The sequence below is a fragment of the Nonomuraea sp. NPDC050790 genome (assembly GCF_044456745.1).
Lineage (GTDB): Bacteria > Actinomycetota > Actinomycetes > Streptosporangiales > Streptosporangiaceae > Nonomuraea.
Window position 1 is genome coordinate 1,034,752 of record NZ_JBITGF010000001.1, and the last position, 22,391, is coordinate 1,057,142.

At 73.2% G+C, this 22,391-nt stretch carries 11 protein-coding genes; 4 read left to right on the top strand and 7 right to left on the bottom strand.

Translation table 11 applies throughout. The features are described 5' to 3' along the window. Positions 1–27: 27 nt before the first annotated feature. The gene (locus tag ACIBEJ_RS04750) at positions 28–1,314 is read right to left on the bottom strand and encodes a cytochrome P450 (protein WP_397181232.1); all 1,287 of its coding nucleotides are present in this window, start codon (positions 1,312–1,314) and stop codon (positions 28–30) included. A gap of 113 nt (positions 1,315–1,427) precedes the next feature. Here ACIBEJ_RS04750 and ACIBEJ_RS04755 point away from each other — a divergent pair, with 113 nt between their 5' ends. Together ACIBEJ_RS04755 and ACIBEJ_RS04760 are read left to right on the top strand one after the other, a co-directional pair. Further along, positions 1,428–1,682 (top strand): hypothetical protein, encoded by a 255-nt coding sequence (locus ACIBEJ_RS04755; protein WP_397181233.1) that lies wholly within the window; start codon positions 1,428–1,430, stop codon positions 1,680–1,682. Between the two features lie 171 nt (positions 1,683–1,853). Then, on the top strand, positions 1,854–3,458 hold the full coding sequence (locus ACIBEJ_RS04760; protein WP_397181234.1) for an amidohydrolase family protein: 1,605 nt from the start codon (positions 1,854–1,856) through the stop codon (positions 3,456–3,458). Positions 3,459–3,679: 221 nt separating this feature from the next. On the opposite strand, the gene ACIBEJ_RS04765 is transcribed toward ACIBEJ_RS04760, so the two are convergent. Together ACIBEJ_RS04765 and ACIBEJ_RS04770 are read right to left on the bottom strand one after the other, a co-directional pair. Beyond that, positions 3,680–4,270, bottom strand: a complete 591-nt coding sequence (locus ACIBEJ_RS04765; protein WP_397181235.1) for a TetR family transcriptional regulator — start codon at positions 4,268–4,270, stop codon at positions 3,680–3,682. 286 nt (positions 4,271–4,556) lie between these two features. Continuing rightward, positions 4,557–5,555, bottom strand: a complete 999-nt coding sequence (locus ACIBEJ_RS04770; protein ID WP_397181236.1) for an aldo/keto reductase — start codon at positions 5,553–5,555, stop codon at positions 4,557–4,559. A gap of 543 nt (positions 5,556–6,098) precedes the next feature. Between ACIBEJ_RS04770 and ACIBEJ_RS04775 the strand changes: the two genes are divergently transcribed. Both ACIBEJ_RS04775 and ACIBEJ_RS04780 read left to right on the top strand, forming a co-directional pair. Beyond that, on the top strand, positions 6,099–6,317 hold the full coding sequence (locus ACIBEJ_RS04775; RefSeq protein WP_397181237.1) for a hypothetical protein: 219 nt from the start codon (positions 6,099–6,101) through the stop codon (positions 6,315–6,317). 71 nt (positions 6,318–6,388) lie between these two features. Next, positions 6,389–7,426, top strand: coding sequence for an LLM class F420-dependent oxidoreductase (locus ACIBEJ_RS04780; protein ID WP_397181238.1), 1,038 nt, complete (start codon positions 6,389–6,391; stop codon positions 7,424–7,426). Between the two features lie 381 nt (positions 7,427–7,807). Here ACIBEJ_RS04780 and ACIBEJ_RS04785 read toward each other — a convergent pair whose 3' ends face one another. The 4 genes from ACIBEJ_RS04785 to ACIBEJ_RS04800 are packed head-to-tail and all read right to left on the bottom strand — an operon-like array spanning position 7,808 to position 22,380. Next, positions 7,808–9,067, bottom strand: a complete 1,260-nt coding sequence (locus ACIBEJ_RS04785; RefSeq protein ID WP_397181239.1) for an MFS transporter — start codon at positions 9,065–9,067, stop codon at positions 7,808–7,810. Then, positions 9,045–12,911, bottom strand: a complete 3,867-nt coding sequence (locus ACIBEJ_RS04790) for an amino acid adenylation domain-containing protein (RefSeq protein ID WP_397181240.1) — start codon at positions 12,909–12,911, stop codon at positions 9,045–9,047. The genes ACIBEJ_RS04785 and ACIBEJ_RS04790 overlap by 23 nt, the downstream gene beginning before the upstream one ends. Next, positions 12,908–19,294 carry an amino acid adenylation domain-containing protein gene (locus ACIBEJ_RS04795; RefSeq protein WP_397181241.1) on the bottom strand — a complete coding sequence of 2,129 codons (6,387 nt, stop codon included), beginning with the start codon at positions 19,292–19,294 and terminating at the stop codon, positions 12,908–12,910. The genes ACIBEJ_RS04790 and ACIBEJ_RS04795 overlap by 4 nt, the downstream gene beginning before the upstream one ends. After that, positions 19,291–22,380, bottom strand: a complete 3,090-nt coding sequence (locus ACIBEJ_RS04800; RefSeq protein ID WP_397181242.1) for an amino acid adenylation domain-containing protein — start codon at positions 22,378–22,380, stop codon at positions 19,291–19,293. Before ACIBEJ_RS04800 ends, ACIBEJ_RS04795 begins: the two co-directional genes overlap by 4 nt. Positions 22,381–22,391: the final 11 nt, after the last annotated feature.

Consider the following 22,391-nt stretch of genomic DNA (forward strand, 5'->3'; position numbering starts at 1 on the left):
CTGCCGTAAGCAGCCCGAAAGAACCGCTCAGGACGGCGCCGGCAGCACCGTCATCTCGATGTCGTGCTCGGCCCACAGGACGAACCGCTCGACCGGCACCACCGGATGGCCCTCGACCGGGCGGAAGGCGAACCGCTTGAGCAGCACGGCCAGCACGAGCTTGGCCTCCAGCATGGCCAGCGACGCGCCCTCGCAGGCCCGCGGGCCGAAGCCGAACGGGATGTAGGCCAGCCTCGGCTTGCCCGCCATGCGCTCGGGCGTGAACCGGTCGGGGTCGAAGCGCTCTGGGTCCGGCCATACGCGGGGATTGAGGTGTACCGCCCAGATCGGGATGAACACCGTCGTACCCGCTGGGAGGTCGTAGCCGCCCAGGGTGAGGTCCTCGGTGGTCTCGCGGGCGCCGTAGGGGCCGGGCGGGTAGCGGCGCATCGACTCCTTGAGCGCCATCTCCAGCACCCGAAGGCCGCCCAGGTCCGCGAAACCGGGCACGTCCGGCACTTCGGCCAGCTCCGCGCGGATGCGCTCGGCCACCTCGGGGTGGGCGGCCAGCAGGTAGAGGGTCCAGGAAATCGCCACGCCGGTGGTGTGGTGGGCGGCGAGCATCATCGACAACACCGTGTCGCGCACCCGCGCCGGGCTCTCGCCCGCCTCTGCCAGCAACGTGATCAGATCCGGCCGGTCGGGCTGGCGCCGTCCGGCCAGCACCTGGTCGACCGCGCCGCGCAGGAACGCCAGTCCCTCCTGCGCGCCGCCTTCCCGGTACGGCGTGCCGTACAGCTTGCCCAGATACTCCGACAGGACCTCCTCGAAGGCGCCGACCACCCGCCTGGGCAGCTCGCCCTCGTCCATCTCCATGCCCAGCGCGTACTGGCAGACCATGCGCAGCGACAGCTCGCTGAGCTCCTTCTGCAGCGCGACCGGCCCCGAAGCGGCGGCCCAGCGATCGGCCAGTTCCTCGGTCATGCGGGCGAAGGAGGGGTAGTGCGCCTCGTGCGACCTGCGCCCGGACAGCGCCGAGAGCACCAGCCTGCGCCACGGCACGTGCTCCTCGGCCGGCATCACCTGAAGGTTGCCGGTCTCGAAGAGCGGCGCGAGGAACTCGAACAGCTTCTCGGGCCGCTTGTCCACCCGGGCGATCTGTTCCAGCAGTACCGGGTCGGCCACCGACACCAGGCGCGAGCCGGGCATCCGGAACTCCGCCACGTCGCCGTGGTCGCGATGCAGGGCGAGCTGGAAGGTGTGCAGGCCGCCCGCGGCGGCGATGTCGTCGAGGTTGTCACCCGCCGCGGACGGCGCCGGCCCCGGGATCACCATGCTCGCCACCCTCGCACACGCGCCGCTGCCCCGCCACCCTGTGGACAGGGTGCTGCGCTAGATCATCGGATCGGCGATACTTTGTCGCGTTCCAGCCGTTTTCGGGAGGTCGTATGTCGCTGTGGAAGAAGCTCGGTCTCGGCCTGCTGGGGGCGTTCGCGCTGCTCGTCGTGGCCCTCATCGTGGCGATCGTCGTGCCGGGCGGCTGGAAGATCTCGCTCGTCCTGGTCGGGGTGCCGGTGGTGGCGGTCTGGCTCTTCTGGCAGATCTCGGGCGAACACCACTCCTCCCGCCGCGACGACCCGCCCCCGCCACCCCCGGCCCGCCGCCGTCGTCCGGGAGACGAACACGCCGACCCTTGGCGGTAGGGGTGCGTTTCGCGGGAAACCTGGCGGTAGGACCACGTTTGGTGGATCCGTGGCTTTATGGCCTTGTTTCGCCTGGCGGTGGGATCGCGTTCGTCGGATGCGACGTAAGATCGGCGCCACTTCATCGGATCCGATGAACATTCGGCGGGCCTGAGGTCGCAGGATGCCCGCATGGCGGCTTCTCTGGTGATTCGCGGTGGCATGGTTCACGACGGCAGCGGCGGCCCGGCTCGCGTCGCCGATGTCCTGGTCGAAGGCGACCGGATCGTCGCCATCGGCCCCGAGGCGGGCGCCCACGAGGCTCCGGTGCTGGATGCCACCGGGCTGGTGGTCGCCCCCGGCTTCGTGAACGTGCTCAGCCACGCGTACTTCACCCTGGAGGAGGACGGTCGCGGCCTGTCCGACCTCTACCAGGGCGTCACCACCCAGATCTTCGGCGAAGGCGTGTCGATCGGACCCTTCACCCCCGCGATCAGAGCCGAGCTGGAGGCGAGCTTCGGCCCCGGCACGCCGCCGCTGGTGTGGGAGCGGCTGTCGGAGTTCCTGGCGCACCTGGAGCGCAAGGGCGTCGTCCAGAACGTGGCCAGCTTCGTCGGCGCGCACAACCTGCGGATGATCGGAGCGGGCTCGGAGGACCGGCCGATGAGCGCCACCGAGCTCTCCCTGGTACGCGGTGTCCTGGACGAGGAGATGGCCGACGGCGCCCTGGGCCTGGGATCGGCGCTCATCTACCCGCCTGGCTGCTTCGCGCCCACCGATGAGCTGGTGGCGCTGGGCGAGGTGGTGGCCCGGCATGACGGCATGTACATCTCGCACCTGCGCAGCGAGGGCGACCACTTCCTGGAGGCCGTCGCCGAACTGATCGAGATCGGCCGGCGGGCGGGCGTACGGGCGGAGATCTACCACCTCAAGGCAGCCGGCCGCGACAACTGGCGCAAAATGGCCCAGGTCATCGAACACGTCGAGGCCGCCAGAGCCGCCGGACAGCCGGTGACCGCCGACGTCTACCCCTACCTGGCCGGCCAGACCCAGCTCGCCGCCTCGATCCCGCCCCACTTCCACGAGGGCGGCCACGAGGCGCTGACGGCCCGGCTGGCCGACCCGGCCGAGCGAGCCCGCATCCGCGCGGCAGTGCGGAGCCCGTCGGAACGGTGGGAGAACATCTACCTGGCCTCAGGCGGCGCCGACGGCGTCATGCTCCTCCCCGACCCGAAGGGCCTTGCCGCGCGCTACCGAGGCCGGAGCCTCCTGGAGGCGGCGAAAGAACGCGGAACCGACCCTGTCGAGACGCTGCTGCAGTTGGTGGAGCAGGAGCCGGGCCTGCACGCCATGTACTTCATGATGGACGAGGACGTGCTCCGCACCGCCCTGCGTCGCCCGTGGGTCTCGGTCGGCTCCGACGCCGAGACCTTCGCCGCCGAACCTCCCTACACCGATGCCCCGACCCACCCTCGGGCGTACGGCACCTTCGCCCGCATATTGGGGCGATATGTGCGGGAGCAGGGCGTACTGCCCCTGGCCGAGGCGATACGCCGGATGACCAGCCTCCCCGCCACCAACCTGGGCCTGCGCGACCGCGGCCTGTTGAAGGCCGGCGCCTATGCCGACATCGTGGCCTTCGACCCCACCACCATCGGCGACCTGGCCACCTACGAGTCTCCACACCAGTACGCGCGAGGCGTCCGGCACGTGGTGGTCAACGGCCAGCCCGCATTGGCCGACGGGCAGCCGACGGGACGGTTGGCCGGACGCGCATTGAAGCGCGAAAGATCCTGACCGTGGTGCCCTGACAATCCCCGCAGATCCGGCAGATCCGGCAGATCCGGCAGATCCGGCAGATCCGGCAGATCCGGCAGGCCCGGGAGGTCCGGCAGGACTGGGCGCCGGGCAGGCAGGCTCAACCCGGGCAGGCGCGGCCGGTTCGCGGCTGGCGAGCGGCGATGTTCACCGGCGACAAGGGGCGATCCCTCCGCTCGACCAGCGCTAACAGGGGTGTCCTACCGGCGGCGTGGAGCGATCCCTCGCTCGACCAGCCCCCACACGGCGTCGAAAGCCTCCTCGATCCCCGGCCGCCCCCACTCCCCGGCGTAGACCGGATCGTGAAACCGGTTCATGGCGTCGAAAACGGCACGAGCGACAACCGGCGGATCATCCACGGAGACCTCGCCCCGCGCGATCCCATCCCGCAAGATCCGCTCGATCTGCCCGACCAGCCCCTGGATGTGTCGCTCAATAACCGCACTGGACTCACCGACCAGCACCATGTACGTCGCGAACAACTCAGGATCCTGCAACGCCTTGCCCCGCTTCGCCGCGAACAGCACCCCGAACCAGGTCCCCAGCCGAGGAACCGCCGGCCCCTCCGCCTCGACAGCCGCCACCAGCGAGGCGTGCGCCTGATCCAGCCACCGCTCGGTCACCGCCTCCCGAAGCGCCGCCTTACTGGGAAAGTGCCGATAAACACTCCCATGGCTAACCCCCAGCGCCCGCGCAACGTCGACCACCGTGGCCTTCCCAGGCCCATACCTCCGAAGCACATCCTCGGCCGCACCAAGAATCTGCTCCGGAGTCAACACACCCTCTGTCATATGACCAATTCTGTCAGCCCAACCGTGCCCTCACGCCCACCCCCGCCACACATCCGCCGCCCCCTCAATCTCACCACGACGAACATCTGCCCTCCCGTGGCCTCTGCCCTCCATCTGCGCTTCCGCCGTCTGTGCCCTCCCGCGTCGCGCCCGCGACCGACCTATCAGCACGCCCGCACTCACCAGCGACGCACGCGTGCACTCCTAACATTCACCCGCTCCGCCAGTTCGCCTCCCGACCAGGCCCCCTGAGCCGGAAGCGGTCCGCGGCGGGGTCCCGGGGCGGTCAGTGAGGGGTGCTCTCGCTGTCGAGGTGGGCCATTTGCTGTTCGGCGTAGCGCGCACCGGCGGCCGAGCCCTGAGGGACGGCGGCCTCGATGGCGGCCAGGTCGGCCGGGCTGAGGTCGAGGTCCAGAGCGCCCAGAGCCTCGGACAGGCGGTCGCGGCGGCGGGCGCCGACCAGCGGGACGATGTCGTCACCTTGGGCCAGCACCCAGGCGATGGCCAACTGGGCCACCGTGGCGCCCTTGGAGTCGGCGACCTCGCCCAGGGCGGCAGTCAGTGCCAGGTTGTGGGCAAGGTTGTCGTCGGAGAACCGGGGGCTCACCGCCCGAAAGTCCCCCGACGCCAGCCGACGGTCCTTGTCCCAGTGCCCGCTGAGCAAGCCTCGCGACAGCACCCCGTACGCGGTCACCCCCACCCCGAGCTCCCGGCAGACCGGCAGGATCCCGCTCTCGATCCCCCGGGACAGCAGCGAATACTCGATCTGCAGATCCACGATCGGATGCACCGCGTGAGCCCGCCGGATCGTGTCCACCCCAGCCTCGGACAGCCCCACATGCCGCACATGTCCCTTGGTGACCTCGTCCGCGATGGCGCCGATGGTCTCCTCGATGGGCACCGCCGGATCAACCCGCGCGATCCGATACACATCCACATGATCCGCACGCAACCGCCGCAACGTGTAGGCCAGCGACGTCTTGACCGCCTGCGGCCGCCCGTCGTACCCGAGCCAGTTCCCGTCGTAGTCGCGCTGCGCGCCGAACTTCACACTGATCTGTACGGCGTCGCGGTCCCGTCCCTTGAGCGCCTCCCGGATGAGCAGCTCGTTGTGCCCCATCCCGTAGAAGTCGCCGGTGTCGAGCAGTGTGATGCCGGCATCCAGAGCCGCCCGGATCGTGGCGATGGACTCGTCCTCGTCGGCGGGGCCATACAGATCCGACATGCCCATGCACCCGAGTGCGAGCGCTGACACCTGCGGTCCGTTGATTCCTAGAGTTCGCATGAGCTCACTATGGCATATGGGATGACAGATTTCAAAATCTGTCACCTCAACTCCCGCAAAGCTCCACCCAAATCCGACCCCTGAGATCCCGCCGCCCTGGCTACCTCGCGTCCTGCTGTCCCGGCTCTCCGGCCACGCACCGCCACCTGCCGCCACGCACCGCGATGCACCGCCACGGGCCCGCCGTGCCCGCCGTGCTCACCGTGCCCCCATGCCCTCGTGCCCTCGTGCCTGCTGTATCCGCCTTGCCAGCTGTATCCGTGCTGCGTGTTGTATCCGTGCTGCGTGTTGCTCCGACCGTGCGTGTGCCGACCGTGCGTGCTGTGCCTCCGTGCCGCATGTGCCTCTTGCCTCCTGTGCCCGGGTGTAGATGGGCGGCCGGAGCGTGAAGCGGGGTTTCTTCGAGGGGTTGATCGGGCCTGGCGCTCAGGGTTTAGTGGGCCAGATGGTTGGAGGGGACGTGTCTGGCAGAGGAGACCGGTGGTCGGGAGAGGTGTGGTGAGGGTCGGGCCTGGGCGGCTCGGGGGGCGGGTCTTGGGTGGGGTGCTGGTGCTCGTGGCTGGAGTTCCGCTGGGTGGGTGCACGGCCACGGCCGAGCCGACACCCTCGGTCACCGCACCGAACGCGAAGATCATCGAGAAGGAGCAGCGGATCGATCTCGACAATCCCGACGAGAACGCCAGTACGTCGCCGCTGCTTGAGGAGCTTCGGCGTGCGCTCACTCAGAACAGCGAAGCTCCCGCCTCCACGGAACGGGAGTGAGAAACCCCTCTGGTCTCGGCGGAGGTTCTGCGGAAGAGTAGGGCAAGATCGGCCAATGAGGAGGCAGGGCAGTGCGGCTCGGATTCAGCATCGGCACCCTCGGCCCCGTGGCGGCCGCCCACGATGCCCAGTTAGCCCTGGTACGTGAGGCGGAGCGGCTCGGGTACGACTCGGTGTGGGCGTCGGAAGGGTACGGGGTCGATCCGGTGACCACCCTCGCCTGGCTGGCGGCCGGTACCGAGCGGATCGGGCTGGGCACGGGCGTCATGCAGGTGACGGGGCGCAGCGCGATCTCGGCGGCGATGGCGGCCGTCACGGTCGACCGGGTGTCGGATGGGCGGTTCCTGCTGGGGCTCGGCGCGTCAGGGCCGCAGGTGGCCGAGGGGTGGCACGGGCAGAGGTACGCACGCCCGCTGGCGCACCTACGTGACTACGTGGCCGTGGTACGCACCGCGCTGGCCGGGCAGCCCGTCGAACATCCCGGCCCGGAGATCGTCCTGCCCCTGCCCGACAGCCGGGGCAAGGCGCTGAGCATGACCGTCTCGCCCGTGAGGCAGCCAATGCCCATCCACCTGGCGGCCATGGGCCCCAAGGCGGTGGAACTCGCTGGGGAGATCGCGGACGGCTGGCTGCCCATCCACTTCCCGCCCGAGCACCTGGCCGAGTCGATGACGCACCTGCGGGCCGGGGCGGCCAGGGCAGGACGCGACGCCGCCCAGGTCGAGGTCTCCCCGATGGTCATGGCCATGGTGGACGACGACGCCGACTACGCCCGCGACCTCATCCGCCCGATGCTCGCCCTCTACCTGGGCGGAATGGGCACCCGTGGAGTCAACTTCTACAACCGGCTCGCGCACCGCCTCGGCTTCGGCCAGGCGGCGGGACGGGTGCAGGACGCCTACTTCGACGGCGACCTGGGCGAGGCGATGGAGGAGGTCCCCGACGACCTGGTCGACGCCCTGGCCCTGTGCGGCACCCCTTCACGGGTTCGCGAGCGCCTGGAAGCCTTCCGCAAGGCCGGCGCGACCCGGCTGATCGTCGGCCTGAACGCCCCCACCGTGGAGGATCGCGCCGAGCAACTCGGCTGGCTGTCCGAACTCAACGACTGAACCCACCCAAACCCCTGCTCTGTTCCAGCCGCAGGTAGTAGTCGCTGCTCATGCCGGGCCAGCATCGCCACCTCCTCACGCCGCAGCCCGGTGACGCCCCGCACGCGTGCGCCGGAAAGCCCGCAGGCCCGGGTAAACCCGCATGCGGAGGAGCCAGCCGTACGCGCCTCAAAAGCCCCAAAAGCCCGACCGTACGCGCGCCTCAAGGCCCAAAACCCGGTGGGACGCGCGTCTCAAAAGCTCCGAAGCCCGGCCGGATGCGCGCGTCAAAGCCTCCCAAAGCCCGGCCGGACGCGCGTCTCACAGCCCGAAAGCCCGGTGGGACGCGCGTCTCACAGCCCGAAAGCCCGGTGGGACGCGCGTCTCGAAAGCTCCGAAGGCTCAGGCCTGGGGGATCTCCCGCATGCGGGGAATCGGCGACATGGCCAGCACGATCATCGGCACCACCGCCCCGATCACCGCCGCCACCAGCACCACGGGCCGCATCCCCAGCGCCTGCCCCAGCAACCCGGCGGCCAGCGCCCCCAGCGGCGCCGGCACCAGTCCCATGGCCCAGATGGTGGCGATGACCCGTCCTACCAGCTCCCGCGGCGTAGCCGACTGCAGCACGGTGATGTTGTTGACCACGAAGATCTGCGTGCACAACCCCACCAGCAACTGCGAGAACGCCAGCACCCCGATCGCCAGCCACACCGGCCCCCCGGCCAGCGGCACCAGGATCAGCGCGCTGTTGCCGATCACCGTGGACCAGAACATCGTGGGCCCCGGCCCCACGCCCTTCATCAGCCGCACCGACAACCAGGCGCCGGCCACCGCACCGACGCCGCCGACCGCCAGCACGCCGCCGACCCAGCCGGCGGGCACCCCGGCCCCGTCGATCACGTACGGAATGTAGAGCGTCTGCAGGATGCCGATGTCGAAGAAGGAGTAGACGGCGCTCGCGATCGCCAGCGGCCGGACCACCGGGTGGGACATGACCCAGCCGAACCCCGCCCGAATGGCCGAGATCATGCTGCCGCCGCTGTCGGGCGGCGGCGGGTCCTCGCGCTTGCGGATGGAGAAGAGGCACAGCGCCGACAGGACGTAGCTGATCGCGTCCACGATGATGATGAGCGGCGCCGAGCGGGTGGCGATGAGGAACCCGGCCAGGCTGGGCCCGACCGCCTTGGAGACCGAGTCGCTGAGCTGCAGCTTGCTGTTGCCGTCCCCGAGGTGCTCGGGAGCCACCAGAATCGGCAGGTACGACCGGTAGGCGATCTCGAACAGCACCCCGAACACGCCCATGACGAACACGACCACGAACAGCCACCACAGCGTGAGCATGTCCATGACGAACAGCACCGGCACCGTGGCCAGCATGAACGCGCGGATGACGTCGCTCCAGATGAGCACGGGACGGCGCCGCATCCGGTCCACCCAGACGCCCACGACGAAGAACAGCACCATCGGCAGCCTGGACAGCGCGCCGAGCACGCCCATCTCGGCGACCGAGGCGTGCAGCCACAGGTACGCGACGATCGGCATGGCGAGCACGGTCACCTGCGAGCCGATCAGCGACAGGCTCTCGCCGCTCCACAGCTTGAGGAAGTCGTGGTTCTTCCACAGGGTGGTGGGCGGCTCAGTGGTGGGGGGTGAGGCCATGGTCGATGCTGCTCCTCAGTTCGGCGGCCGCCAGGGCGACCCGGGGCTCGTACATGACGGTGAAACGCTCGCCGTGGATGGGCGAGATGCGCAGGCGGCCGGTGACGACGTCGCTCCAGCCCATGTCGTCGGGCGGGACGCCCTCGGCGGCGGGCGAGAACAGCAGCACGTCCCCGTCGTAGGGGTCGTGCCGGTAGTGGCCGACGGCGTGGGCGTTGGCGCGGAAGACCTCCACGAACCGGCGGGCCTGGCGCAGGTCGGCGGTGTCGGGCTGGAGCGTGTCGGAGCGGGCGGCGGCGTCGATGACGGCCAGCAGCCGCTCGTCCGGGCTCATCCGGTGCAGGTCGTCGAGGTCGACCTGCACCTTGCCGCCGGCCAGGGCGTGGGTGAGCAGGACGGCGTCGTCCTCCAGGGAGGCGCGCAGCACGGGCTCGTCGGCGTCGGAGTAGAACAGGACGACGAGCGGCACCTGCTCGCCCATCTCGCGCAGCCGCCGGGCGGTCTCCAGGGCGATGTTGCCGCCGATGCAGTACCCGCCCAGCACGTACGGGCCGTGCGGCCGCACCTTGAGCAGATGGGCGGTGTAGTCGTCGACCATCTCCGCGAGCGTGGCGTGCGGCTCCTCGCCGGGGGCGAGCCCGGCCGCCTGGATGGCGTAGACGGGCTGGTCGGAGCCGAGGTGGCGGGTCAGCGGCAGGTAGCGGAAGACCTGGCCGCCGAGCGCGTGGAACAGGAAGACCGGGTCCCGCTCGCCCGTGGGCCGCAGCGGCACGATCCGCTCCGGCGCGCCGTCGTTGTCCTGGGGACGGCGCAGCTCGACCGCGAGCCTGGCGACGGTCGGCGCGGTCAGCACGGTCGACAGCGGCACGTCGCGCCCGAGTTCCTTGCGCAGCCGCATGGTCAGGCGCAGCGCCAGCAGCGAGTGGCCGCCGAGGGCGAAGAAGTCGTCGTGCACGCCGACGGCGTCCACGCCGAGGGTCTCCTCCCACAGCGTGCCCAGCTTGGCCTCGAAGGGGTCGCGGGGCGGCAGGTACGGCGCCCGCCCAGCGTCACCGGGCTCGGGCAGCGCGGCCCGGTCGAGCTTGCCGTTGGCGGTGACGGGCAGCGCGTCCAGGTGGACCCAGGCGGCGGGCACCATCGCGTCGGGCAGCTTCTTACGCAGCGCCGGGGCGGGATCGGGCAGGTCGTCGCCCTCGGGGACGAGGTAGCCGACCAGCCGCTCGCCGCGCAGCACGACGACGGCGGCGCGTACCGAGGGGTCGGCGGCCAGCAGCGCCTCGATCTCGCCGAGCTCGACCCGCTGGCCGCGGATCTTGACCTGGAAGTCGGTCCTGCCGAGGTACTGGACCTCGCCGCCGGGCAGCCAGCGGGCCACGTCGCCGGTGCGGTAGAGGCGGGCGCCGGGCGGGCCGTACGGGTCGGGGACGAACCGCTCGGCGGTGAGGCCGGGCCGGTTGACGTAGCCGCGGGCGAGCTGGACGCCGCCCAGGCACAGCTCGCCCGGCGTGCCGACGGGCACGCGCCGGCCGCCGGCGTCCAGGACCTCCAGGCGGGTGTTGGCGACGGGGCGGCCGATGGGCACCAGCTTCTCGCCGGGCGCGCAGGGGTGCCAGGTGACGTCGACGGCCGCCTCGGTCGGGCCGTACAGGTTGTGCAGGGCGACGCCGGGCATGGCGGCGAAGAAGCGGGCGGCCAGCTCCGCTCCGAGCGCCTCGCCCGAGCAGATGACGCGGCGCAGCGCGGGCGGGGCGGGCTCGTCGAGGAACAGCTCCAGCATCGACGGCACGAAGTGCATGGTCGTGACGTCGTAGGCGGCCAGGCGGGCGCCGTCGCGGTGCGCGCCGGGCTCGGCGACGACCAGGCCCGCGCCGACCATGAGCGGCCAGAACAGCTCCCACACCGACACGTCGAACGACAGCGGCGTCTTCTGCAGCACCCGCTCGTCGGAGCCCAGCTCGAACGTCTCCTGCATCCAGCGCAGCCGGTTCACGATCGCGCGGTGCGAGACGCCGACGCCCTTGGGCCGTCCGGTGGACCCGGAGGTGAAGATCACATAGGCGAGCGCGTCGGGGTCCACGCGCGGCATCTGGGCGGTGACGCCGGAGAAGGAGGTGTCGAGGGGAAGTGCGACGCCGTCCGGCAGCACCGCCGTACCCTCCGCGGGGGTCAGCACCACGCGCGCCCGCGCGTCCTCGATCATGTACGCCAGCCGCTCCGCCGGCAGGTCCGGCTCCAGCGGCAGATAGGCGGCGCCCGCGCCGAGCACGCCCAGCAGCGCGGGCAGCAGGTCCGGCCCCCGTTCGAGGCAGACGCCGACCACGTCGCCCGGCCGGGCCCCGGCGGCCAGCAGCCGGGCCGTGACCGCGCCCGCCCGCTCGGCCAGCTCACGGTAGGTGATCCAGGTCCCGTCGTAGCAGACCGCGGGCGCGCCGGGCGTGCGCGCGGCCTGCTCGCCGATCAGCTCGTGCAGCGTCCCGCCCGGGTACGGCCGCGCCGTGCCGTTCCACGCCTCGATCGAGGCGGAGTCGCGCTCCAGGTAGGGGTCTGCGGGCCGAGGATCGGCGGCGGGGTCGGCCGCCTGACCCAGCGCGGTGAGGTAGAAGGCGGAGATCCGCCCGATCTGCTCGGCGTCGAACTGGGACCGGTCGTAGGTGAGCGTCAGGTCGAAGCCGCCGTGCTCGCGCGAACGGCTGAAGGCCGCGGCGAACGGCACGTCGGTCTGCTCGAAGAACTCCTGGTCCACGATCTCGACGCCGGGCAGCCCGCGGTAGACGTGGAAGTCGCGGAAGTCGAACAGCACGTCCAGCAGCGGGGAGCGGCCCGCGGCGCGCTGGATCTCGAACAGCGGGTAGCGCCGGTGCGGCAGCAGCGCCACCTCGGCCTCGAACACCCTGCGGGCCAGCGCCGCCCACGTCGGGGCGCGCACGTCCAGGCGCAGCGGCACGGTGTTGAGGAACAGGCCGAGCACCTCCTCGCCCGCCTCGCTCTCCGGCCGGCTGTGCGTGACCAGGCCGGTCATCACCTCGCTCTCGCCGGTGACCAGGGCGAGCACGCGCAGGTGGGCGGCCAGCAGCAGCGTGCGCAACGGCACCGCCAGCTCCCTGGCGGCCGCGCCGAGCCGATCGAGCAGGTCGGGGGCCAGCGGCAGCCGCAGTTCCTCGGCCCCCGGCTCGCCGTGCTCGCCGGGCAGGCGCGGCAGCCGGGTGTCGGGGGCGCCGGCGACCCGCGCGGCCCAGAAGTCGCGGGTCTCGGGCGCGGCCACCGCGGCGCGCTCGGCGGCCACCAGGTCGCGGAAGGCCGCGCCCGGCGGGGTGAGCGGCAGCCGTTCGCCGACCAGGTGCCCGTGGTAGCGGCTCAGCAGCTCGGTGACCAGCGACGCCACGCTCCAGCCGTCCAGGATGGCGTGGTGGAAGCTCAGGCTGAACGCGAACAGCTCACCGGGCAGCACGTGCACGTGCGCGCGGGCCAGCGGCGGCGCGGACCAGTCGAAGGGCCGCCGCTTCTCCGCCTCCGACCACGCGGCCAGCAGGCCGGCGGCGTCCGGATCGCCCGACAGGTCCGTCACCTCCAGCGGCAGCGTGGCGGTGCGGTGCACGAGCTGCAGCGGCTCGCTGAACCCGCTCACGTCGATCGAGGTGCGCAGCACCGGATGCCGGGCGGTCACCTCGGCCAGCGCCGCCTCGAACGCCGCCGCGTCGAACCCGCCGCGCAGCGTGATCGTGGTCAGGTCGTGGTAGGTGGCCGCGTCCGGCTCGTACGCGCTGTGGTACAGCATCCCCGCCTGCAGCGCGGCCAGAGGATAGGCGTCCTCCAGGCCGCGCGCGGCTCCCGTGGTGACGGTCATCGCGCCTCGCCTTCCAGCAGTCGTGCCAAATCCTCGGGATTGAGCAGGCCGAACGGGCTCTCCTGCACCGCGGGCGGCTCCTGCGCCGCCGCGGGCAGGAGGCGCCCGGCCAGGTCTCTGACGGTCTGGTGGAGGAACAACTGCTCCAGCCGGACCGCGTAACCGGCCTCGCGCAGGCGGGCGACCACCTTGAGGCTGCGGATGGAGTCGCCGCCGACGGCGAAGAAGTTGTCGTGGGCCGAGACCCGTTCGAGCCCGAGCACGCCCTGCCAGGCGGCGGCGACGGCCAGCTCGGCCGGTCCCTCGGGCTCGGCGTGCCCGGCGTTCTCGGGGGCGCGCGGGTCGGGCAGGGCGTTCCTGTCGAGCTTGCCGCTGCGGTTGAGCGGCAGCTCGCCGAGGACGGTCCAGCTCGCCGGGATCATGTGGGCGGGCAGCGTGGCGGCCAGCAGGCGGTCCCACTCGCCGGCCGCGTCCGGGCTCTCGGGCACCACGTATCCGGCCAGGCGCAGGCCGGCGCCGTCCTCGACGGCGCGCACGGCGGCGGCGCGGACGCCGGGCAGGGCGGCCAGCGCCGCCTCGATCTCGCCGAGTTCGACCCGCATGCCGCGGATCTTGACCTGGTGGTCGGACCTGCCGAGGTACTCGATCTCGCCGTCGGGGCGCCATCGGGCCAGGTCGCCGGTGTCGTAGAGGCGGGCGCCCGGGGGACCGTAGGGGTCGGGGACGAAGCGTTCCGCGGTCAGGGCGGGACGGGCCGCGTACCCCTGGGCGAGTTGCACGCCGCCGATCCAGAGGTCGCCGGGGACGCCGACGGGCACGCGGTTCATGCGGGCGTCGAGGATCTCCAGGCGGGTGTTGGCCACCGGCCGGCCGATCGGGACCGTGGCCTCGCCGGGCCGGCACGCGTGCCAGGACACGTCGACGGCCGCTTCGGTCGGGCCGTACAGGTTGTGCAGGCCGGTGGCGGGGAGCGCGGCGAAGAGGCGGGCGGCCAGGTCGGCGCCGAGCGCCTCCCCCGAGCAGACCACGGTACGCAGCGCGCCGAGCCGCGAACCCAGCCCAGGCTCGGACAGGAAGGCGTCCAGCATCGACGGTACGAAGTGCGCCGTGGTGACCGACTCGCCCGCCATCAGCGCGGCCAGGTAGGCGGGGTCGGCGTGCCCGCCGGGCCGCGCGACGACCATCCCGGCCCCGGTCATCAGCGGCCAGAACAGCTCCCACACCGACACGTCGAAGGAGAACGGCGTCTTGTGCAGCACCCGGTCGTCCCCGGTCAGGGCGAAGGCGTCCTGCATCCAGCGCAGCCGGTTGACGATCGCCCGGTGCGAGATCCCGACCCCCTTGGGCCGCCCGGTGGAGCCCGAGGTGAACAGCACGTACGCCAGCGCGTCGGGATGCGGCGGTTCCCAAGACTCGACCCTGGAATCGGCATGGGCGTCGCCGTCCACCGGGACCGTCGTGACGCCCAGGCCGGGCAGGTCCCCGGCCGTGACGGCCAGCCGGGCGCCCGCGTCGGCCAGCATGCCCGCCAGCCGTTCGCCCGGATGGTCCGGCTCCAGCGGCAGGTAGGCCGCCCCCGCCGCCACCACCGCGTGGACCGCGACGACCAGGTCCGCACCCCGCTCCAGACAGACGCCGACGACCTGCCCGGGACCCGCCCCGAGCGCCCGCAGCCGCCCGGCCAGGCGGTTGACCCGGCCGAGGAACTCGGCGTAGGTGAGCCAGCCGCGGCTGCCGTCCGCGCGCTCGTAACCCAGCGCGGGCGCGGACGGCGTACGGGCGGCCTGCGCGGCGACCAGCTCCGGCAGGGTGCCGCCCGCGAACGGCATCGCCGTGTCGTTGGCCCGGGCGACGGTGTCCAGCTCGGCCGGGGTGAGCAGGGGCAGGTCGGCGACCGGCCGGTCCGGCTCGGCCACCGCCGCCGACAGCAGCGCGCGGAAGTGGTCGGACAGGCGCTCCATCCGCTCGTGCTCGAACAGGTCCGTGGCGTAGTGCAGCACGCCGGTGACCCGGTCGCCGCCCTCCTCGATCACCAGGTGCAGGTCCGCCTGCGCGACCCCCGGATCGATGTCGAGGGTGCGCAGCCCGATCCCCGCCACCTCGGGCGGCGACGGCGGCACGTTCTGGTAGGCCAGCATCACCTGGAACAGCGGGTTGCGGGCCAGGTCGCGGTCCTGCGCCAGCTCCTGTACCAGCACCTCGAACGGCAGCTCGGCGTGCTCGTGCGCGTCCAGGACACGCTCGCGGGTGCGCGCCAGCAGGTCGCCGAAGCTGGGCTCGCCGGACAGGTCGCCGCGCAGCACGAGCGTGTTCAGGAAGAGCCCGGCCATCTCCTCCACGTCCGGGTGCGCGCGGCCGGAGACGGGGGTGCCGACCGGGATGTCGGCGCGGCCGGTGTAGCGGGCCAGCACCGCCTGCAGCGCGGCCAGCACCACCATGAACGGCGTCACCTGCCGCTCGCGCGCCAGGGCGTGCACCGCCGCCGTCGTCGCGGCGTCGATCGGGAACGTCAGCCGCCGCCCCGCCATGCTCGCCGGCCCCTGACGGTGCCGGTCTGCGGGCAGGTCCAGGGTGGCGGGCAGGTCGGCGAGCGCGTCCTTCCAGTACGCCAGGTCGCCCGCCCGCTCCGCGACCTTGGTCCGGTGCCAGGCGGCGAAGTCCCGGTACCCGGCCCGGAGCGCGGGCAGCTCCGCCGGGCCGCCGCCGGCCCGGGCCCGGTAGAGCTCCATCAGGTCGCGCAGCAGGATCGACAGGCTCCAGCGGTCGGTGACGACGTGGTGCAGGGTGAGGTACAGCTCGTGCTCGTCGGGGCCGCGCCGTACCAGAGCGGCCCGCGCCAGCGGCCCCTCGGCCAGGTCGAAGCGGTGGCGCGCCTCCTCCAGCCCCACGTCAGGTCCTTCGCGCACGGTCAGCCGCGGCCGGTGGGCGCCCTCGCGCAGGGCGGGTTCGCCGTCGTCGGCCACGATGACCAGGCGGAGGGCGTCGTGGCGGTCCACCAGGTCGTCGAAGGCGGCGCTCAGCGCGGCCACGTCGAGCGGGCCGGTCAGTTGCTCGGCCCAGGCGACGTTGTAGGCGGGGTTGCCGGGGTCGAGCTGGTCGAGGAACCACAGGCGGGCCTGGGCGTGCGAGGGGCGCGTCTCGTCCGGCCGCGCGGCGGGGATGGGGGCGGCGGCGGGCGCCTGGGCGGGCAGGAGCGGGGCCAGGCCGGCGATGGTCGGGGTGGCGAAGCAGCGGCGCAGCGTCACGTCGGCGCCGTGGGCCTCCCTGAGCCTGACCACCAGGCGCATGGCCAGCAAGGAGTGGCCGCCCAGGGTGAAGAAGTCGTCCTCGACGCCGAAGTCGTCGCGTTCGAGGAGTTCGCTCCAGATCGTGTGCAGGGCGCGCTCGGCGGGGGTGCGCGGCGGCACGTGCGCGGCGGTCGTGGCGACGGCCACGGGTGGCGGGAGGGCGGCGCGGTCGAGCTTGCCGCTGGGCAGGACCGGGAAGCCGGTGACGGTGACGAAGGCGGCGGGGATCATGGCCTCGGGCAGGCGGGCGCGCAGGTGGGCGCGCAGCTCGCCTTCCTGGCCGGTGCCGATGGTGTAGGCGACCAGGCCGCGCCCGCCGGGGGCGTCGTCGCGGACGGTGACGACGGCCCGCCGTACCGAGGGGTGCTCGCCGAGGACGGCGGCCACCTCGTCCGGCTCGATCCGCACGCCGCGGATCTTGACCTGGTGGTCGAGGCGGCCCAGGCACTCCAGCGTGCCGTCGGGCAGGCGGCGGGCCAGGTCGCCGGTGCGGTAGAGGCGGCCGCCCGGCGGGCCGAAGGGGTCGGGGACGAAGCGCTCGGCGGTCAGCGCGGCCCGGCCGTGGTAGCCGCGGGTCACCCCGGCCCCGCCCAGCAGCAGCTCGCCGGGCACGCCCACCGGGACCGGCCGCAGGTCGCGGTCCACCACGTAGGCCGTGGTGTTGGCGACCGGCCCGCCGATCGAGCCGCCCCCGCCGCCCGTCACGCGGAGCCTGGTGGACCACACGGTGGTCTCGGTGGGGCCGTACAGGTCCCACAGCTCGTCGGTGACGGTGAGCAGGCGGGCGGCCAGCGGCCCCGGCAGCGCCTCGCCGGTGCTGATCACGCGCGGGACCCTGTGGGCCAGCGCGGGCAGCAGCCCCTCCAGCACGGACGGGGTGGCCTGGACGGTGTGCAGCTCGCCGCGCCGGATGAGGTCGTGGACACGTTCGATGCCGGTGGCCGAGGCGAGCACGACCGTGCCGCCGGAGACCAGCGGGCCGAACAGCTCGACCATCGCGATGTCGAACGAGATCGAGGTCAGGAACAGGAAGCGCGCGCCGGGCGCCAGCCCGGGACGCTCCGACACGTCGCCCAGCAGGCTGACCAGGCCCCGGTGCGGCACCACCACGCCCTTGGGGCGGCCGGTGGAGCCCGAGGTGTAGATCAGGTAGGCCGCCTGGTCCGGGTGGAACTCCGGCTCGGCGGGCACGCCGGTCCCGGCGCCGTCGCCGAGCAGCAGCACGCGGGCGTCGCGCGGCAGCAGGTCCCGGAACGCGTCCACGGTCACGGTCAGCACGGCGCCGGAGTCGGCGACGATCTGCCGCACCCGCTCGGCCGGATAGCCGGGATCCAGCGGGACGAAGCAGCCGCCCGCCTTGAGCACCGCCAGCACCGCCACCACCAGCTCCGGATCGCGGGGGAGAAGGACCGCGACCCTGCTCTCCCGGCCCACGCCGAGCGCGCGCAGCTCCGCCGCCAGGCCGTCCGCGCGCGCGTCCAGCCCGGCATAGGTCACGGACCCGCCGTCGCGTCCCTCGACGGCCACGGCGTCCGGCGTGCGCGCCGCCTGCTCGGCGACCAGGTGGTGGATGCCGCGTTCCGGGTACGGCCGCGCGGTGTCGTTGCCCGCGCGCAGGGTCGCCTGCAGCTCGGCCGCGTCCATGAGCGGCAGCTCCGACAGCCGCAGCCCGGGATCGGCGACGGCCGCCGCCAGCAGCGTGCGCAGGTGCCCGGCCAGCCGCCGCGCCCGGTCGTCGTCGAACAGGTCGGTGGCGTAGTCGAGCGCGCACAGCAGCGACCCGTCCGGATGCTCCTCCACGATGAGGTCCAGGTCGAACATCGCCGTTCCCGGCCGCACCTCCAGCCGTTCCAGCCGCAGCCCGCGCGGCCCGCCCGGCGGCGCCTGCGGCACGTTCTGGTAGGCGAGCATGACCTGGAACAGCGGGTTGCGCGACAGGTCCCGGCCGCTGGACAGCTCCTCCACCAGCGTCTCGAACGGCAGGCCCGCATGGTCGAACGCGGCCAGCGTCCCCTCCCTGCTCCGCCGCACCAGCTCGGTGAAGTCCGGGTCGCCCGACAGGTCGCCGCGCAGCACCACCGTGTTCAGGAACAGCCCGACGGTGTGGTCGAAGGAGGGGTGCGGGCGGGCCGACATCGGCGTGCCGATCGGGATGTCGGCGCGGCCGGTGTAGCGGGCCAGCAGCGCCTGCAGCCCGGCGACCAGCACCATGAACGGCGTGGCCCGCTGCCCGGCGGCCAGCTCGCGCAGTCCCTTGGCGAGGGCGCCGTCCAGCTCGAACACGTGGCGGCGGCCCCGGTTGGACTGCATGGGCGGGCGCGGCCGGTCGGCGGGCAGGTCGAGCACGTCGGGCAGGTCGTGCAGCGCCTTGCGCCAGTAGTCGAGGTCGCGCTCCCTGGCCGGGTTGTCACGCTGCCAGGCCACGTACCCGTCGTAGGCCGGCGGCGGCTCGGGCAGGGAGTCTCCGGCGTAGAGGCGGAACAGGTCGCCGAGCAGGATCTCCACCGACCACCGGTCGGCCAGGATGTGGTGCAGGGTCAGCGTCAGCCGGTGCTCGCCCGGCGCCACGCGCAGCAGGCGGGCCCGGGTCAGCGGCCCGGCGGCCAGGTCGAAGGCGAAGCGGGCCTCCTCGCGGGCGGCGGCGTCGGCCTCCTGCGGGGACATCGTCTCCACGCTCAGCCTGGGCCGGACCCGGCCGGGCGCCTGGCGGGGCTCGCCGCCGACGGTCTCGACCACGTGCCCGAGGATCGGGTGCCGGTCCACGAGCGCGTCGAACGCCCCGGCCAGCGCGGCGGCGTCCAGCTCGCCCTCGATCCGGTAGGCCCACGACAGGGTGTAGGCGGGGTTGCCGGGGTCGAGCTGGTCCACGACCCACAGCCGCCGCTGGGCATCCGAAAGCGCCCCCGCCCCCGGTCCGTGCGCCTCCAGTCCGTCCGCGCCCGGTCCGTTCGCCCCCGCTCCGGTCGCCGGGCCGGGCGGGAAGGGTGGCTCGCCCCTGCCCTCGGCCCGTTTGCGGGCCAGGCGGGCCTCCAGCGCGGCCCGCTGTTCCGGGCTGAGCCCGGCCAGCCGCGCGCGTACCCCGTTCCCCTCGATCACCGCTCCTCCTCCAGGAGTTCCAGCAGATCGGCCTCGGTCAGTCCCTCTTCGAGCACCGCCAGGGCCTGCGCCTCCACGGTCGTGGCGTCGAAGCAGCGCCGCAGCGGCAGCTCGACCCCGAACTCCTCGCCGATCCGGCCGATGAGGCGCACCACCAGCAGCGAGTGCCCGCCCAGCGCGAAGAAGTCGTCGGTCATCCCGACCCGCTCGCGGCCCAGCAACTCGGCCCAGATGGCGGCGATGGTCTCCTCCATCGGGGTGCGCGGCGGCACGAACGCGGCGCTCGCGGCGTCGGCGCGCGGCGGCGGGAGGGCGGCGCGGTCGAGCTTGCCGCTCGGCAGCACCGGAAGGTCGGGCAGGGCGACGAAGGCGGCCGGGATCATGGCCTCCGGCAGGCGGGCGCGCAGGTGGGCGCGGAGCTCGGGTTCCTCGCCGGTGCCGACGGTGTAGGCCACCAGGCCGCGCCCGCCGGGGGCGTCGTCGCGCACGGCCACGACGGCCCGCCGTACCGAGGGATGCTCGCCCAGGACGGCGGCCACCTCGTCGGGCTCGATCCGCACGCCCCGCACCTTGACCTGGTCGTCCAGGCGGCCGAGACACTCCAGCGTGCCGTCGGGACGCCAGCGCGCCACGTCGCCCGTGCGGTACAGGCGCCCGCCGGGGGCGCCGAACGGGTCGGGCACGAAGCGCTCGGCGGTCAGCGCGGCCCGGCCGTGGTAGCCGCGGGTCACCCCGTCCCCGCCCAGCAGCAGCTCGCCCGTCACCCCCACCGGGACCGGACGCAGCTCGCGGTCCACCACGTACGCCGTCGTGTTCGCCACCGGCCCGCCCACCGACATCACGGTGGGCGCGGGCGGCACCCGGTAGGCGGTCGACCAGATCGTCGTCTCGGTGGGCCCGTAGAAGTTCCACAGCTCGCCGGTGACCGCGAGCACGCGGACGGCCAGGTCGAGGGGGAGCGGCTCGCCGCCGAGGATGACGCGGGGCAGCCCGGACGGCAGGTGCTCCACCGCCAGGCCCGCCACCGACGGCGTGAGCTGGACCAGGTCGGACTCCTCCGCGGCCCGACGGATCTCCTTGGGCGTGCGGGCGGCGTCCTCGGGCGCGATGACCAGCGTCCCGCCCGACAGCAGCGGCGTGAAGATCTCCAGCGCCGCGATGTCGAACGAGAGCGAGGTCAGATACAGCGCGCTGCCGCCGCCCAGCCGCCTGATCACGTCGGTGACCAGGTTGACCACGCCCCGGTGCGGCACCTGCACGCCCTTGGGGCGTCCCGTGGAGCCGGAGGTGTAGATGGTGTAGGCCAGGTTGTCCGGCCCGACCGAGGGCAGCGGCCCGGCGGCCTCCGCCACGTCCTGGTCCACCAGCAGCTCAGGGGGACGCCGCGCGGGCAGCCGGTCGAGGTGGGCGTGGTCGGTCAGCAGCAGGGCGGCGCCGGAGTCGGCCAGCAGGTAGGCCAGCCGTTCCTCGGGGTAGGCGGCGTCCAGCGGCACGTAGCACCCGCCCGCCCGCAGCACCGCGAGCAGCGCCACGACCTGGTGCACGCCGCGCGGCAGGCACAGCGCCACCCGCGACTCCGCCCGCACGCCCTCGGCCACCAGCCGCCCGGCCAGCGCCGCGGTGCGCGCGTCGAGCTCGGCGTAGGTGAGCTGCTCGCCGTCCGCCGCGCGCACCGCCACCGCCCGCGGGGTGCGCGCCGCCTGCTCGGCGACCAGTTCGTGCAGGGTCCGCTCCGGGTACGGCGCGGCGGTGCCGTTCCACCCGGTCAGCATCTCGGCCCGCTGCTCCGGCGTCATCAGCGGCAGCTCCGACAGCCGCGTGGCCGGGTCGGCGGCGGCCGCCTCCAGGATCAGCCGGTAGGCGCCGGCCAGGCGCTCGACGGTCGCGGCGTCGAACAGGCCGGTGCTGTACTCCAGGTAGACGCCCGCGCCGCCGGGCGTCCTGACGACGTCCAGGTTCAGGTCGAGCTGGGCGGTGCCGTTCGGGAACTGGGCGCGCGCCTCCATCGGCAGCAGGTTGAACCCCACCTGGAACAGCGGTGTGCGGCTGGTGTCGCGCACCGGCTGCAGCGCCTCGACCAGCCGGTCGAACGGCACCTCGGCGTGGTCCAGCCCGTCCAGGACCGTCTCGCGCACCCGGTCCAGCAGCTCCCCGAACGAGGGGTCGCCGCTCAGGTCGCTGCGCAGCACCAGGGTGTTGATGAAGATGCCGAGCACCGGCTCGAACTCGGGCAGGTCCCGCCCGGCCACCGGCGTGCCGACGGCCACGTCCTCCTGGCCCGCGTACCGGGCCAGGAGGGCCTTCAGCCCGGCCAGCAGCACCATGAACAGGGTCGCGCCGCGCTGCCTGGCCAGTGCTTCGAGCGCGTCCACCAGGTCGCCGGGCAGCTCCAGGTGGTGCTCGGCCCCGGCGTGCCCGCGGGTGGCCGGCCTGGGCCGGTCCGTGGGCAGCCCGAGGTCGGCCGGCAGCCCGGCCAGGCGTTCGCGCCAGTGGGCGAGCTGGGTGGCGAGCACCCCTTGGCCGAGGTTCTCGCGCTGCCAGGCGGCGTAGTCGGCGTACTGGACGGGCAGGTCGGGCAGCCGCGCCGGGCGGCCCTCCTCAAGCGCTGCGTCCAGCTCCCGGATCTCCTGCCCGAGGTTGGTCGCCGAGCGGGCGTCGAACACGGCGTGGTGGACCACGAAGATCAGCCGTTGCCCGCCGTCCGGCATCCGCACCAGGCGGGCCCGCCACAGCGGCGCCCGCTCCAGCGCGAACGGCTGCCGCGACTCGGCCACGGCCAGCGCGCCCAGCTCGCGCTCGGCCTGGTCGGGCGGCAGGCCGCGCAGGTCGGTCGTGGGCAGGGTGACCGGCAGCTCGACCTGGACGATCTGGACGAGGCTCCCGTCCTCGATCGCCAGGCCGGTGCGCAGCGTCTCGTGCCGCCGGACCAGCTCGCCGAGAATCCGCTCGTACCGGTCAGGATCCGCCCGTTCGGGCAGCTTCATGATGGCGTTGATGTGGTACGTGGGCGCGCCGGGATCGAGCTGGGCCAGGAACCACAGCCGTTCCTGGGCGAAGGAGGCGGGAAAGACGTACGTGCCGGTCACCTGGGCCGCTC

Excerpts from the sequence above, each read along its gene's own strand:
- ACIBEJ_RS04790 (WP_397181240.1), bottom strand. The coding sequence starts at position 12,911 with ATGACCGTCACCACGGGAGCCGCGCGCGGCCTGGAGGACGCCTATCCT.
- ACIBEJ_RS04765 (WP_397181235.1), bottom strand. The coding sequence starts at position 4,270 with ATGACAGAGGGTGTGTTGACTCCGGAGCAGATTCTTGGTGCGGCCGAG.
- ACIBEJ_RS04785 (WP_397181239.1), bottom strand. The coding sequence starts at position 9,067 with ATGGCCTCACCCCCCACCACTGAGCCGCCCACCACCCTGTGGAAGAAC.
- ACIBEJ_RS04750 (WP_397181232.1), bottom strand. The coding sequence starts at position 1,314 with ATGGTGATCCCGGGGCCGGCGCCGTCCGCGGCGGGTGACAACCTCGAC.
- ACIBEJ_RS04770 (WP_397181236.1), bottom strand. The coding sequence starts at position 5,555 with ATGCGAACTCTAGGAATCAACGGACCGCAGGTGTCAGCGCTCGCACTC.
- ACIBEJ_RS04760 (WP_397181234.1), top strand. The coding sequence starts at position 1,854 with ATGGCGGCTTCTCTGGTGATTCGCGGTGGCATGGTTCACGACGGCAGC.
- ACIBEJ_RS04755 (WP_397181233.1), top strand. The coding sequence starts at position 1,428 with ATGTCGCTGTGGAAGAAGCTCGGTCTCGGCCTGCTGGGGGCGTTCGCG.